Here is a 14107-nt window from a genome sequence, read left to right on the forward strand (position 1 = left end):
ACTAAATTGATAATTTTTGTATAGAAAAGCGAATTTCTTCTGCCTGTTCTTGAAGTAATTTTTTTTCTTCAAAAGTTAAATCCAATTCAATTATTTCCTCAATTCCCTTCCTCCCAATCCTTGCTAAATTGCCTAAGGTAACATCCTTTAAACCATAATAACCGTCCAAATAACAACAAACAGGCATAATCTCTTTTTTATCTTTGACAATTGCTTCAACCATCCTCATAACTCCAGCAGAAGGAGCAAAAAAAGCACTGCCTCCTTTAAGTAATCCTACAATCTCCGAACCGCGTCTTCTTGTTCTTTCTTCTGCAGTTTTTAAATCTTCAGTTCTTAAGATATTAATTATCCCCTTCTTCTTATACCTACAGAAACGCGAAAGAAGAAGCATTTTATCTGAATGGCTACCTAAAACTACACTTTTTATATCTCGAGGTGGAGTCTTTATAAAATCTGCTAATTGGACAGAAAACCGTGCAGAATCTAATACCCCTGCCATTCCCATTACCCGTGTTGAGGAAAAACCGCTTAATTTTAGAGTAAGATGCGTAAGAATGTCAAGGGGATTGGTTACGACGATGATGATAGAATTTTTTGCATACTCTTTTATTCCGGATACTGCTTCCTTAATTACCTGGGCATTCTTTTCCAGAAGTTCCTCTCGGGCCATCCCTGGTTTGCGCGTAAACCCTGCGGTAATTATCACAATATCTGAATCTTTTATGTTTGCGTAATCTCCCGTTGCAGTAACTTTTGCTCTATAGCCCATAATCGCACCTGCATCCGTTAAATCAAAAGCCTTTGCTTTCGCTAAATCTTCTTGGATATCTAATAAAACAACATCTGCTAAATCAAGTTCCAAAATACGCATTGCGGTTTGTGCCCCTACATTACCTGCGCCGATAATTGAAATTTTTGTCTTTTCCATCGTAAATTATTAAATTATTTCTAATAGAGGAATTTTAACATAAAGGAATCGGGATGGTCAAGGAAATTGGATGAATTATTTGATAGCTCGGCAAATTGCTTCCGCCATCTGCAGTGTACCTACAGCAGTAGGGTCATTCCGCTGAGGTTTTAAGTCATAGGTTACAAACTTTCCTTCCTTAATAACTTTGGCTACTGCCTGTTCCAATTTTGACGCAGCTTCCATTTCTCCTAAGTACCTAAGCATTAATACTCCCGAAAGGATAGTCGCACTAGGATTTATCTTATTCTGACCAGTGTATTTAGGAGCACTACCATGAACGGGTTCAAAAAGAGCAATACCCTCTCCGATATTGGCTCCCGGAGCCAACCCTAAACCACCCACAAGCCCTGCACATAAGTCAGAGATAATATCTCCATAAAGATTAGGTAAAACCAGAATATCAAAATTTTCCGGTCTTTGAACAAGCTGCATGGCAAGATTATCCACAATGACAGAATCAAAATCAACCTTTCCTTTATATTCTTGGGACAATTCTTCTGCTGTTTTTAAGAAAAGACCGTCAGTAAATTTCATAATATTTGCTTTATGTACACAGGTAACTTTTCTGCGTTTATTCTGTAGAGCATATTCAAAAGCAAAACGCACAATACGTCTAGAGGCAAAACGGGAAATAGGTTTTATGCTTATCCCGGAATCAAATCTTATTCTTTTCTTTGTAAATTTTTCTATCTCTTCAATCAATTTTATGGTTTCTTCATCCCCTTCTTTAAGTTCTATACCGGCATATAAGTCTTCGCTATTTTCCCGAATTATCACTAAATCAATCCCTAAATCCTTATAATACGTTCTTACTCCTGGATATGATTTGCAAGGTCTTATACAGGCAAATAGGTTGAGTTCTTGTCTCAAAACAACATTTACCGACCGAAAACCACTACCTACAGGTGTAGTGATAGGACCTTTTAGAGCAACTTTGTTCTTGCGTACAGATTCTAAAACTGCTTTTGGAAGCGGGGTGCCATACTTCGCTATCGCTTTTTCTCCTGCAACGTGTTCCTCCCAATCAATTTTAACTCCGGTGGCAGAAATACACATCTTCGCCGCAGAAATTACTTCTGGACCTATGCCATCTCCCGGAATTAAAGTAACCTTGTAGGACATATTTAAAAAAAATAAAAGTGCCGCCTCCTAACTTTGGAACAAATTCTAATTAAATAAATTTAGAATTTCAATATTTGGCTTTCGAATTTTATCTATTATATTTTGTGTTTTTTAAAATATTCTATCGCTCCCCCTGCTCTAAGAATCTCCTGCATCAAAGAGGGCAAAGGTTTTATATCTATCACTATATCTTTAGTAATATTCCTTATTTTATTACTCTCTAAATCTATTTCTAATTCATCGCTATCATCTATTCTTGAGGTATCCGCTTCAATAAGCATAAGCCCTAAATTTATGGCATTGCGGTAAAAAATCCGTGCAAAACTCTTGGCAAGCACCGCCTTAACACCACTTACCTTTATGGCTAAAGGAGCCTGTTCCCGAGAAGAACCACAACCAAAATTCCTCCCTGCAACAACAAAATCTCCATCTTTAATCTTCTGAAAAAAACCGGGGGAAATATCCTCAAATATATGTTTTGCCAATTCCTTTGGGTCGGTAATAGAAAATTTATACCTTCCTGAGATGATATAATCAGTGTTTATATCATTGCCAAATTTATGTGCTTTTCCCTGCATATTATTAAAGATACTTTCTTGGATCGGTGATTTTCCCTTCTATTGCAGAAGCAGTAACCGTTGCCGGAGAAGCCAAGTATATCTCTGCATTGGGATTTCCCATCCTTCCTTTAAAATTCCTATTGGCGGTGGAGATAATCACTTCATTATCTGCAGGAACTCCTGCATGGGTACCCACACAAGGACCGCAACCCGGAGAAATAACTACTGCCCCTGCTTTAATAAACACTTCTATTATCCCTTTATTCAATGCTTCTAGGAATACTCTCTTCGAGGCAGGAGCTACAATAAATCTAACTTCGGGATGAATTTTCTTGTTTCTTAAAATTTTTGCAGAAATTTCTAAATCTTCTAATCTACCATTGGTGCAGGTACCTAAAAAAGCTTGATTAATAACTGTACCTTTTACTACTGAAATAGGCTTGACATTATCTACGCTATGAGGACAAGCAACCTGTGGCTCAATTTTAGAAATATCAAATTCTTTCACTTCGAGGTATTTTGCATCTTTATCGGGTAAAACAGGATTCAATTTCTTCTTGGTTTTATCTTTAAGCCAATTTTCTGTCTTTTTGTCAAAAAGCATAATCCCTGCCTTTGCCCCTATCTCCACGGACATATTGGCAATGGTAAAACGGCCATCCATGCTTAACCCGCTTATTACATTACCCGTATACTCCACTGCCCTATAGTTAGCATAATCTGCTTTAACCTTACCAATAATATATAAAATAACATCCTTAGCAAAGCAACCAAAAGAAAGGTTGCCCTCAACAATGAATTTTATGGACTCAGGCACTAGGAACCAGTTCTTTCCATACGCTAAAATTATGGCGATGTCAGTGGATCCCATTCCAGAGGCAAAGGCATTCAATGCTCCATAGGTACAGGTGTGAGAATCCGCTCCACAAACTAAACCACCTGGCATGACAAAACCACTTTCGGGTATAACCTGATGGCAAATCCCTTCGCCGATATTATAAAGCCGTATTCTTTTTCCGTCACAAAAATTACGCATTACATTATGAATTTCAGAAATCTTCTGATTCGGGCTGGGAGAACTATGGTCTATGACCATCGCAAAAGCCCTATTCTTGGCAGGAGATTCTTTTCCTAATGAATTGAACTTCTCTATAACAAGAAGAGATGTTCCATCCTGGCTAAAAGAAAAATCAACATCTGCTATAACAATATCGCCGGATTTAACATTTTTTCTACTATGGCGTGAAAATATCTTCTCGCTTATTGTTTGACCCATTTAAATTTCAAAGAAAAATTTATAGAGTTTAAAGCTCTTTTTTATCTTTTTTTCTTTTAAACAGACTTCGAATTCCTTCCAAGAAACTCTTGGGTTTCTCTTCTCGAAGAGCTGGGGCAGGTTCTTCTTTTTTAATCTCTTTTATCTCTTTTTCTTTCTGAATTGGTTTAACTTCTTTCTTAGGTAATACTTCCTTATCTTTTTCTGCCTCTTGAGGAGAAATTTCTTTTTCTAATCTCTCCTCTTTTTCTCTCTTTAAATCGGCTGTGGCTTTCTTCTTTTTCTTAGGAGGCATCTTCTTTTTCTCTTTTGGTTTTTGGATGGTTAATTCAATAATCGCTAAGGGAGCACCGTCTCCTCTTCTGTTTTTATAGTGAACAATGCGTGTAAATCCAGAATCGACGTCTTTGAAACGAGGAGCAATGTCTTTAAACAACTTATCTACCAAATCTCTATCCTGTAAGATTCTGAAGGCAGAGCGTTTGCTGTTAAAATCATTCTTCTTACCCAACTTTATAAGTTCATCAAAAATACGCCGGCTTTCTTTAGCCTTGGTTAAAGTAGTAGTTATCTTTTCACAACTGAAAAAAGCCCTCGCCATACTCCGTAATAAAGCCTTCCTACTACTGCCAAAACGAGAAAGACGACGATGTTTTTTTCTGTGTCTCATTTCTCCTCTTTCTTAGAAGATTTCTTATTCTTGTCCCCACCCATTCCCAGGGAAAGTCCCATCCCTTTAAGTATACCCTGAATCTCCGCTAAAGATTTCTTTCCAAAGTTACGATACCTTAACAGGTCTTGTTCTGTGCACTTCACCAAATCGCCTATCGTCTTAATATTTGCTTCCTTAAGACAATTCTCACTCCTTACCGAAAGTTCAAGCTCGCTTATGGGCGTATTAAGCTTATCTGACAATTCCGTCTCTGCCTCTTCTTCCTCATGAATTTCTTCTTCAGGCAATTCTCCGAAATTGACAAATATATCCAAATGTCTCTGAAGAATATTAGCTGCATAAAGCAGAGCATCTTTTGGAGTCATAGAACCATTAGTCCATATCTCCAGAATCAATTTGTCATAATCCGTCATCTGCCCCACGCGTGTATTCTCTACTTCAAAATTCACTTTTCTCACCGGGCTAAATATGGCATCAATAGGTATTATCCCAATGGGCTGTTCTTCTTTTTTATTTCTCTCCGCAGGAACATATCCTCTACCCCTTGATACTTCCATCTCTACAAAAAATTTAGTATCCTTGGTTAGGGTGGCGATATATAAATCGCGATTAATAATTTCTGCTGTTTCATCAGTAACAATATCTTTAGCAGTGACTTCACCTTTCTTTTCCCGCTTTAGAGTAATGGTGTGGGGGGTTCGAGTATTTGTTTTGACTACCAAATTCTTTATATTAAGAAGAATTTGGGGAACATCTTCCAAAACACCGGGAATGGTAGAAAACTCATGCAATACTCCCTCTATCTTGACATTGGTAACCGCTGCTCCTTCGATGGAGGAAAGTAAAACTCTACGTAAAGAATTACCAATAGTCACTCCATAACCCTTCTCAAAAGGTTCAGCAATAAATTTTCCATAGAAATCGGTATATGTTTTCTCATCAAATACCAGTTTCTTGGGCATCTCAAAATCACGCCATTTAATCCCCATATTTCTACCCTCCTTCAAGGGTTAATTGTATTACTAAATAATATTTACTTAGAATATAACTCTACAATCAGCGCTTCTTTGACAGGAAGCACAATATCGCTCCGCAGAGGTAAACGTAATACTTTTGCTTCTAATTTATCTGCTGATAATTCTAACCACTGTGGTATAGCCCTTTCTTTCGATATTTCAAGATTCTGTTTTATAGAATTAACAAAAGATTCTTTACCAACTAAATTTATCACATCGTTCGGTTTAACCATGTATGAAGGAATATCTACTTTGTGACCATTAACCCGCACATGTCCGTGTTTAACTATTTGTCTCGCCTGTGGTCTTGCAACTGCAAAACCTAAATTATAAATAACACTATCTAATCTCCTCTCCAAGAACTGTAAGAGAATTTCACCTGTCACTCCTTTTGCCCGTGAAGCCTTACGAAAATAACTCTTGAATTGTCTCTCTAATATGCCATACATCCGTTTAACTTTCTGTTTCTCTCTGAGTTGGAGAGCGTATTCACTAAGTTTCGGCTTAGTTTTTCCGTGCTGACCAGGGATATAGGGGCGACGAGAAATGCTGCATTTATCGCTCATACAACGTTCACCTTTGAGAAATAACTTTATCCCTTCTCTGCGACACAATCTACATGCTGGTCCTTTATATTTTGCCATTATCCCTCCTCTAAATCGGGAATTTACAGTTTGCTGCTAATTTGTTTAAACTATACTCTCCTTCGTTTGGGTGGTCGACACCCATTATGGGGAATAGGGGTTACATCTTTTATAGAATTTATCTTTAATCCCGAAGCCTGTAATGCTCTTATAGCAGTTTCTCTTCCCGAACCGGGACCCTTTACTAAAACATCTATCTCTTTTACCCCATACTCCAAAGCCTTTTTTGCTACATCGGTAGCGGCTATCTGTGCAGCAAATGGTGTAGATTTACGCGAACCCTTAAAACCAACAGAACCTGCACTTGACCAAGAAACAACCTGACCTCTGGCATCAGTTATCGTAATAATAGTATTATTAAAAGTTGCCTGAATATGGGCTATTCCTTTACTTACTGTGCGGATAATCTTCTTTTTCTTCGTTCGTTTTGTCTTAGCCATTTATTTCACCTCTTTTGTTACGGGTGTTACGGTCTTTTTCTTACGCATACCCACCCCTTTACTAGGGCCTTTTCTGGTGCGAGCATTGGTACGCGTCCTCTGCCCCCTTACCGGTAATCCTTTGCGATGACGCAAGCCTCGATAGCAACCTATTTCCATCAGGTGTTTTATATTTTGGGAAATTTCTCTTCTCAAATCTCCTTCAACTTTATAATTCTTCTGGATTATATTAGTGATCTTGGAAATCTGTTCGTCGCTTAAATCCTTAGCACGAATATTAGGGTTAATCTGGGCCTCTTTTAATATGCGCTTAGCTAAAGACCTCCCAATACCATAAAGGTAGGCTAAAGCTATCTCTATCTTTTTTTCTTTGGGTATATCTAATCCTAAAATCCTTGGCATTTTTCCCTCACTTTTCCTATTTAATCATTTAACTATTTTAAGAAACTAATTACCCCTGTTTCTGTTTATGTTTAGGATTAGCACAAATAACTCTAACTACTCCCTTTCTTCTTACAATCTTACATCTTGGACAAATTTTCTTTACTGAAGGCCTTACTTTCATTTCATTATGATTTGTTTTAATCCTATCCTTATACCACTTAAATTTTTTAGATTATTTACAATACTTAGATTTATTTTTTCCTATAAATAATCCTTCCCCGCGTTAAATCATAGGGCGAAAGTTCCAAAACAACTGTATCGCCGGGAAGAATCTTTATATAATTCATCCGCATTTTCCCACACACATGCGCCAATACAAGGTGACCACCTTCTATCTCTACTTTAAACATCGCATTGGGTAATGTCTCTCTTATTATTCCATCAATTTTTATGGGCTCCTCTTTAGCCATATATTTAGGATAGATGATGAGAAGTCAGAATAATTGGTTCCCTATCATCTATACAAATAGTGTGTTCAAAATGGGCGGTTAACTTTCTATCCTTGCTCACCACTGTCCATCCATCAGACAATATCTCTACTTCCGGCCTACCCAAATTAACCATCGGTTCTATAGCAATGGTCATCCCTTTCTTTAAGATTGGACCATACCCAGGCTCACCAAAATTAGGAATTTCGGGTTCTTCGTGCATTCCACTCCCAATCCCGTGTCCCACAAATTCCCTCACCACGCTAAAACCATGTTCCTCTACATACTGCTGGATAGCATGTGAAACATCTCCGAGATGCACCTCGGATTTGGCTAATCTTATACCTGTATAGAGCGCATTCCGCGTGGTTTCTATAAGCTTAGCTGCTTCTACACTGATTTTACCCAAACCTATAGTAACCGCCGCGTCTGCAAAAAAACCATTATATTTTACCCCTACGTCTAAACTCAGGATATCTCCCTCTCTTAAAACTTTTTCTCTCCTCGGTATACCATGGATAAGTTCTTCGTTTACCGAAGTGCATATCACTCCTGGAAAACCACGGTAGTTCTTGAATGCAGAAATAGCTCCGAATTGTTCAAAAATTTCTTCTGCTCTTTCTCCCAGTTCATATGTAGAAATTCCTTCTTTTACCATGGAAGCCAATTCCTCAATTACCCGAGCGACAATTCTTCCCGCTTCACGCATGAGGCTCAGTTCTTTCAGTGACTTTATGGAAATCATTATTTTTTATGCTAAACCCTTCTTTCTCAAAAAGAAGACGGAGGTCCTTATACACCTCTTGTGCGTCCTTGTTAGCATCTATTGTATGCAAAATCTTTTTTGATTTATAGAAATCTATTAATTCCGCAGTCTGTTTCAAATATACATCTATCCTGCGACGCACGGTTTCTTCCCGGTCATCTTCTCTCTGATATAATTTGCCACCGCATCCATCGCAAACACCTTCTTTTTTGGGAGGCATATTCTTTATATGGTAGTTCATACCACAATTTGAACAAACAAGCCTTCCTGATAACCGTTCAATTATCTTACTCGTAGAGGTAGAGAAATATAAAACCAAGTTAATCTTTTTATCTAATCTTTCCAACAGCACATCAAGTTGCTCAGCTTGTTTTATTGTCCGTGGGAAACCATCCAAGATAAAACCATTCTTTGTATCTGGATATGCTAAACGGTTATACATGATTTCGACGATGATATCATCTGGCACAAGTTCACCTGTTTCCACAATCTTTCTCACCCGCCTACCTAAGTCAGAATCTTCTTTTAAAACCTGTCTCAAAATGTCTCCGGTAGAAATATGAGGAATCCCTAATTTATTCTTAAGCAAATCTGCCTGTGTACCTTTTCCTGCCCCCGGTGGCCCTAGTAATATTAACCTCATCTATCGTCTTCCGCGTATTTTACCCTTCTTCATAAAACCTTCGTAATGACGCATAAGAAGGTGTGATTCAATCTGACGCATCGTATCTAATATCACACCTACAACAATCAATAGAGCAGTCCCTCCAAAAAAACTGGCAATTAAATAAGGCACCTTAAGCCAGGCACCAATAAGGTCTGGAAAAACTGCAATACCTGCTAAAAATATTGCCCCTGCCAAAGTAACACGCGTCATTATAAAATCCAAATAATCAGAAGTACTTTTCCCCGGTCTTACTCCAGGGATAAAACCACCAAACCTCTGCATATTCTCCGATATCTCTATAGGATTAAAGGTTACTGCTGTATAAAAATAACTAAAGAAAATTATCAATAGAGTATAAAGAATAGTATATAACCAATGTCCACGCAAAAGTTGTGCGGCTAATGCCTGAAATTTTGGATTAGGGATAAACCCTGCTAAGGTCGCAGGGAAAAGGATTATTGATTGAGCAAAAATGATAGGGATAACTCCTGCCTGGTTTATTCTTAAAGGCAAATAAGTACTTTGCCCTCCATACATACGATGACCAATAATCCTCTTTGCATATTGGACGGGTATTTTTCTCTGTGCCTGAGTAATTACAATAACCGCTACAGTTACTGCAATCAACATCACTGCCATTATAACCAATACAATCGGTTGGAGCTGTCTTCTCGTTGGTGAAAATGGTGAAAGGAGAAGAAAAAGTTGATATACGGCGGTAGGAATACGCGAAGTTATACCAACGGTAATAATCAAAGAAATGCCGTTACCTATCCCACGGTCGCTAATCTGCTCTCCTAACCACATAAGGAATATAGTTCCGGTAGTCAAAGTTATTAAAGTAAGAAAACGAAAACCCCAACCAGGATGAGGAACAATCTGCATACCTTGAAAATGCGCGGGGTTTTCTAACCACAAACTTATAAAAAAAGATTGGATTATACCCAAAAGCACCGTCCCATAGCGTGTATATTGGACAATCTTTTTTCTACCCATTTCTTCTTTTGCTAATTTCTCAAAATAAGGAATTACTGCTGTAAGCAACTGTAAGATAATGGAAGCAGAGATATTAGGCATAATGCCTAAAGCAAAAATGGTTAAACGTTCCATGGCACCGCCGCTAAACATATTCATAATCCCGAAAAGAGTTCCACCTTGCGTCTGTCTAATTTTCTCAAAAAATTCTGCCAACGCTTTGCCATCTATTCCCGGTGTTGGAATATAGCATCCGATGCGATAAACTACCAGCGCTCCTAAAGTAAATAAAATACGCTTTCTCAAATCTGATATCTTTAATGCATTAACAAACGCTTCTAACATATTATCCTAACCTATAAATTTATAAGTTCAAAACTTGCACCTATCTTTTTTATCTTTTCTAAAGCCTGACGGCTGAACCGATGGGCATGAATGACCAATGGTTTTTCCAAATCCCCTTTCCCTAAAATTTTTACCGGCAAACTGAGCTTGTTGATGAGACATCTTTCTTTCAGAACTTCGGGAGTTATTACCTCATCTTTGCTAAACTTTTTGTTTAGGTCCCCAAGGTTTACTACTTGGAAAATCTTGGAAAATTTATTCACAAACCCCCGCTTGGGAATTCTTCTTATAAGGGGCATTTGTCCTCCTTCGAACCCTGGACGAAGTTCAAAACCTGTCCTCGCCTTCTGTCCTTTATGCCCTCTTCCCGAAGTCTTGCCGTGACCAGAACCCGGACCTCTGCCAACACGCTTTTTACTTTTTCTACTCATCCGAGGTCTTATCTCATGCAGTTTCATTTTTCTCCTTGGTTTTCTTGCTGATAAGGTTTTAACTTTTTCAAAGCAATAACTGTCGCTTTAGCAATATTCATAGCATTCTCTGAACCTAAAGATTTGGCCAGTATATTCCTAATCCCCGCCAATTCACAGATGGGCCTCACAGAACTCCCGGCAATCACACCAGTTCCTGGACCTGCAGGCTTAAGAACAACATCTGCAGCTCCAAAATGTCCATAAACCTCGTGGGAGATAGTCTCTCCTTTAAGGTTAACCGTAAAAATATTCTTATGTGCATTATTTATTGATTTGCGAATAGCATCCGCAACTTCATTTGCCTTACCAAAACCAACCCCTATTTTCCCCTTGCCATTACCTACCACCACTAAGGCATTGAAGGAAAGTTTTTTACCCCCTTTATGAACTTTTGACACCCGATTTATTTTAACTACTCTTTCCTGAAACTCTGTCTCTGGAACATCTATCTTTTTATCAAGCATCTCTTTTTCATTCATAGCTAGAACTCAATACCTCCTTTTCTAACTGCTTCGGCAAATATTTTTACTATACCGTGATAGAGATATCCTCCTCTATCAAAAACTACCTTATTAACTCCTTTCTCTTTCGCTTTATCCGCTAATACACTTCCCAAAATCTCTGCGCCCTTTATATTACCTAACCTATCGGCACGTAAACGCAATTCTTTATTCAAGGTGGAAATCCCCAAAATAACTTTTCCATTAATGTCATCTATCAATTGAGCAATAAGATTTTTATGGGTTCGATGAATTACCAAACGCGGTCTTTCCGGAGTTCCAAATATCTTTTTGCGTATTCTCTTATGCCTTCTTTGTCTTCCTAATTCCTTTTTATCCATTTTGCACAAAATTTTTTCTTAGGCAACCGCCTTACCTGCCTTCTTCCTCACATATTCACCTGCATACCTTATCCCTTTTCCCTTGTAAGGTTCGGGTTTTAAAACAGCTCTTATTTCCGCAGCCACCTCACCTACTTTTTGTTTATCAATGCCTTTTATGATTATCTGCGTAGGTTTGGGAGTTTCAACTACTATGCCTTCGGGAATGGGAAAATTAACTGGATGAGAAAAACCTAAATTTAACACCAGATTCTTTCCCGCAACTTGAGCGCGATATCCTACTCCTACAATCTCCAATTCTTTAATAAATCCTTCTCTTATACCTTTTATAATATTAGCCAATTCTGCCCTAGCCAGACCATGAAAAGCTCGATACTCTTTATCGTCACCTAAACGTGTAATAAATAATTTGCTCTCCTTAAGAACTGCTTTTATACCCGGAGGAAGAATATAACTTTTCTTTCCTTTAGAGCCTTCTATCTCAACTGCTCCTTCCTTTAAACTGACTTTTATGTCATTGGGAATTAATATGGGACGTTTTCCTAATTTAGACATCACTCACCTCTTTACCTCACCACACTTTGCAGATATACTCCCCTCCCAATTTCAACTTTTTTGCTTCACGGTCAGTAATTATACCGCGGGAAGTAGAAATTATAGCCATGCCGAAACCACCAAGAACTTTCATATTATCGTCTTTTCTTACATAAACTCGCCTTCCGGGTTTGGAAACTTGCTGAATATTATTAAGGACACATTTCTTATCTGGTCCATATTTTAGATAGATACGAATGATACCCTGTTTTTTATCATCTATCTCACGGAAATCATTGATATAACCTTCTTTCTTGAGAATCTTAACAATCTCGAGAATAAGCTTAGATTTCCGTACATCCAAATTTTCCTTTCTTTCCTTTATAGCATTCCTTATGGTAGTAAAAACTTGAGACCTTAAGTCTATGGACATTTTTACTCCTTCTTTTTTACCAACTTGCCTTCTTGACGCCGGGAATTTCTCCACGTGAAGCCATCTCACGAAAACATATTCTGCAAATACCAAAATCTCTCAAATATCCTCTCACCCTACCACAGAGTTGGCAACGATTATACCTTCTTACTCTAAAACGTGGAGTCCTTCTCTGTTTGATAATAAGCGCTTTCCTTGCCATAAATTAATTATTCTGCCTCCTTGAAAGGCATTCCTAATAATTTTAATAAAACAAAACTTTCTTTTTTATTCTTTGCTTTTATCGCAATGGTAATATCCATTCCTAATACATGCTGAATTTTGTCATATTCTATCTCAGGAAAAACAGTATATTCAGTAAGACCAATATTGTAGTTACCGTGTTCATCAAAAGCATCAGGAGATACCCCACGAAAATCACGAATTCGCGGTAAAGCCACATTGATAAAACGGTCTAAGAATTCGTACATCTTGTATTTTCTCAAAGTTACTTTACAACCTACAGGATCGCCTTTTTTTATCTTAAAGTTAGAAATAGATTTTCTCGCACGGGTAATAATTGGCTTCTGTCCGCTAATTAATCCCAAGGAATGCATGGCTTCTTCAAGCACTTTTATGTCATGAGCTCCCTCTCCTACTCCCATATTGATAACCACTTTCTCTAAACGCGGAGCATTAAGTTTATTTTTATAGCCTAAATCCCGCATCAAGAGAGGCACTATTTCCTTGCGATATTTCTCTAAAAGTCTAGGAATCATTAATTTCTCCTATTATTTATTATTAATTTCACAATATGCAATGTTGACTATCTTATAACAACTCCTTACATTTCTTACAATATCGTGCCTTCGTCCCATCCTTGAGTAAAGTAATTCCTACCCGCACCGGATGATTACAATGGTTACAAAAGAGCATTAATTTAGAAAGCATTACTGGAGATTCTTTTTCTATAATTCCACCAGGCATCTCCTGGGATCTTCGTCGCTGATGACGTTTAATAAGATTAATGCCCTCTACAATCGCTCTCTCTTCTTTATGTAAAACAGAGAGAACTTTACCTTTCTTACCTTTATCCTTACCCGAAATGACCACTACGGTATCGTTTTTCTTTATTCTTTCCATTATACAACCTCAGGAGCTAAAGAAATAATTTTCAGAAAATTTTTATCTCGTAACTCTCTGGCCACTGGACCGAAGACACGCGTTCCTTTGGGATTGAGATCCTTATCAATTATCACACAAGCGTTAGAATCAAATCTAACATAGGAACCATCATAACGTCTTATAGGATAAGCAGTCCTCACAATCACCGCTTTCACTACATCACCCTTCTTAACCACTCCTTCGGGAGTGGATTCTTTCACATTACAGGTAATAATATCGCCTATATAAGCAACTTTAGTATTACCTTTACCTAAAACTCCAATACAGGAAACTTTCTTTGCTCCGGTATTATCTGCAACTTCTAAAAGAGTGCGCAATCTTACCATTTTAATA

23 protein-coding genes are annotated in these 14107 nt (G+C 37.9%); all 23 read right to left on the reverse strand.

What is annotated here, in order from left to right; genetic code table 11:
• Position 1: 1 nt before the first annotated feature.
• The 23 genes from NC818_01755 to rplN all read right to left on the reverse strand — a co-directional run bounded on the left by NC818_01755 (position 2) and on the right by rplN (position 14100).
• Entirely contained in the window at positions 2 to 931 is a 930-nt protein-coding gene (locus tag NC818_01755; GenBank protein MCM8783494.1) for a malate dehydrogenase, read from the reverse strand.
• A gap of 75 nt (positions 932 to 1006) precedes the next feature.
• A complete protein-coding gene (locus NC818_01760) occupies positions 1007 to 2095 on the reverse strand; it encodes an isocitrate/isopropylmalate dehydrogenase family protein (protein MCM8783495.1) in 1089 nt (362 codons plus the stop codon).
• A 95-nt stretch (positions 2096 to 2190) separates the two neighbouring features.
• Positions 2191 to 2673 (reverse strand): 3-isopropylmalate dehydratase small subunit, encoded by a 483-nt coding sequence (locus NC818_01765; protein ID MCM8783496.1) that lies wholly within the window; start codon positions 2671 to 2673, stop codon positions 2191 to 2193.
• A gap of 4 nt (positions 2674 to 2677) precedes the next feature.
• Positions 2678 to 3931, reverse strand: coding sequence for a 3-isopropylmalate dehydratase large subunit (locus NC818_01770; GenBank protein MCM8783497.1), 1254 nt, complete (start codon positions 3929 to 3931; stop codon positions 2678 to 2680).
• A 28-nt stretch (positions 3932 to 3959) separates the two neighbouring features.
• Positions 3960 to 4601: a 50S ribosomal protein L17 gene (rplQ, locus tag NC818_01775; GenBank protein ID MCM8783498.1), complete on the reverse strand. Its 642-nt coding sequence runs from the start codon at positions 4599 to 4601 to the stop codon at positions 3960 to 3962.
• Complete coding sequence (locus NC818_01780; protein MCM8783499.1) at positions 4598 to 5566, reverse strand: DNA-directed RNA polymerase subunit alpha; 969 nt, start codon at positions 5564 to 5566, stop codon at positions 4598 to 4600. Before NC818_01780 ends, rplQ begins: the two co-directional genes overlap by 4 nt.
• 71 nt (positions 5567 to 5637) lie before the next feature.
• Positions 5638 to 6264 carry a 30S ribosomal protein S4 gene (rpsD, locus tag NC818_01785; protein ID MCM8783500.1) on the reverse strand — a complete coding sequence of 209 codons (627 nt, stop codon included), beginning with the start codon at positions 6262 to 6264 and terminating at the stop codon, positions 5638 to 5640.
• A 50-nt stretch (positions 6265 to 6314) separates the two neighbouring features.
• On the reverse strand, positions 6315 to 6704 hold the full coding sequence (gene rpsK / locus NC818_01790) for a 30S ribosomal protein S11 (GenBank protein ID MCM8783501.1): 390 nt from the start codon (positions 6702 to 6704) through the stop codon (positions 6315 to 6317).
• Positions 6705 to 7106 (reverse strand): 30S ribosomal protein S13, encoded by a 402-nt coding sequence (rpsM, locus tag NC818_01795; protein MCM8783502.1) that lies wholly within the window; start codon positions 7104 to 7106, stop codon positions 6705 to 6707. It lies immediately after the preceding gene.
• Positions 7107 to 7155: 49 nt separating this feature from the next.
• Positions 7156 to 7269, reverse strand: coding sequence for a 50S ribosomal protein L36 (rpmJ, locus tag NC818_01800; protein ID MCM8783503.1), 114 nt, complete (start codon positions 7267 to 7269; stop codon positions 7156 to 7158).
• Positions 7270 to 7339: 70 nt separating this feature from the next.
• Positions 7340 to 7558 carry a translation initiation factor IF-1 gene (infA, locus tag NC818_01805; GenBank protein MCM8783504.1) on the reverse strand — a complete coding sequence of 73 codons (219 nt, stop codon included), beginning with the start codon at positions 7556 to 7558 and terminating at the stop codon, positions 7340 to 7342.
• A 4-nt stretch (positions 7559 to 7562) separates the two neighbouring features.
• Positions 7563 to 8321 carry a type I methionyl aminopeptidase gene (gene map, locus NC818_01810; protein ID MCM8783505.1) on the reverse strand — a complete coding sequence of 253 codons (759 nt, stop codon included), beginning with the start codon at positions 8319 to 8321 and terminating at the stop codon, positions 7563 to 7565.
• Positions 8278 to 8985: an adenylate kinase gene (locus NC818_01815; protein MCM8783506.1), complete on the reverse strand. Its 708-nt coding sequence runs from the start codon at positions 8983 to 8985 to the stop codon at positions 8278 to 8280. The genes map and NC818_01815 overlap by 44 nt, the downstream gene beginning before the upstream one ends.
• Positions 8986 to 10329, reverse strand: a complete 1344-nt coding sequence (gene secY / locus NC818_01820; GenBank protein MCM8783507.1) for a preprotein translocase subunit SecY — start codon at positions 10327 to 10329, stop codon at positions 8986 to 8988.
• 11 nt (positions 10330 to 10340) lie between these two features.
• Positions 10341 to 10787 carry a 50S ribosomal protein L15 gene (gene rplO, locus NC818_01825; protein ID MCM8783508.1) on the reverse strand — a complete coding sequence of 149 codons (447 nt, stop codon included), beginning with the start codon at positions 10785 to 10787 and terminating at the stop codon, positions 10341 to 10343.
• Positions 10784 to 11266 (reverse strand): 30S ribosomal protein S5, encoded by a 483-nt coding sequence (gene rpsE / locus NC818_01830; protein MCM8783509.1) that lies wholly within the window; start codon positions 11264 to 11266, stop codon positions 10784 to 10786. Before rpsE ends, rplO begins: the two co-directional genes overlap by 4 nt.
• Positions 11267 to 11283: 17 nt before the next feature.
• Positions 11284 to 11643 carry a 50S ribosomal protein L18 gene (gene rplR / locus NC818_01835; protein ID MCM8783510.1) on the reverse strand — a complete coding sequence of 120 codons (360 nt, stop codon included), beginning with the start codon at positions 11641 to 11643 and terminating at the stop codon, positions 11284 to 11286.
• Positions 11644 to 11661: 18 nt separating this feature from the next.
• Positions 11662 to 12198 carry a 50S ribosomal protein L6 gene (rplF, locus tag NC818_01840; GenBank protein ID MCM8783511.1) on the reverse strand — a complete coding sequence of 179 codons (537 nt, stop codon included), beginning with the start codon at positions 12196 to 12198 and terminating at the stop codon, positions 11662 to 11664.
• Positions 12199 to 12214: 16 nt separating this feature from the next.
• Positions 12215 to 12610 (reverse strand): 30S ribosomal protein S8, encoded by a 396-nt coding sequence (gene rpsH / locus NC818_01845; GenBank protein ID MCM8783512.1) that lies wholly within the window; start codon positions 12608 to 12610, stop codon positions 12215 to 12217.
• 16 nt (positions 12611 to 12626) lie between these two features.
• Positions 12627 to 12812 (reverse strand): type Z 30S ribosomal protein S14, encoded by a 186-nt coding sequence (locus NC818_01850; GenBank protein ID MCM8783513.1) that lies wholly within the window; start codon positions 12810 to 12812, stop codon positions 12627 to 12629.
• A gap of 7 nt (positions 12813 to 12819) precedes the next feature.
• A complete protein-coding gene (rplE, locus tag NC818_01855) occupies positions 12820 to 13368 on the reverse strand; it encodes a 50S ribosomal protein L5 (protein MCM8783514.1) in 549 nt (182 codons plus the stop codon).
• Positions 13369 to 13420: 52 nt separating this feature from the next.
• Positions 13421 to 13732, reverse strand: coding sequence for a 50S ribosomal protein L24 (gene rplX, locus NC818_01860; GenBank protein ID MCM8783515.1), 312 nt, complete (start codon positions 13730 to 13732; stop codon positions 13421 to 13423).
• Positions 13732 to 14100: a 50S ribosomal protein L14 gene (gene rplN / locus NC818_01865; GenBank protein MCM8783516.1), complete on the reverse strand. Its 369-nt coding sequence runs from the start codon at positions 14098 to 14100 to the stop codon at positions 13732 to 13734. The genes rplX and rplN overlap by 1 nt, the downstream gene beginning before the upstream one ends.
• Positions 14101 to 14107: the final 7 nt, after the last annotated feature.

The organism is Candidatus Omnitrophota bacterium (assembly GCA_023819145.1).
In the GTDB taxonomy this organism is placed as follows: domain Bacteria; phylum Omnitrophota; class Gorgyraeia; order DTHP01; family DTHP01; genus JBFWKV01.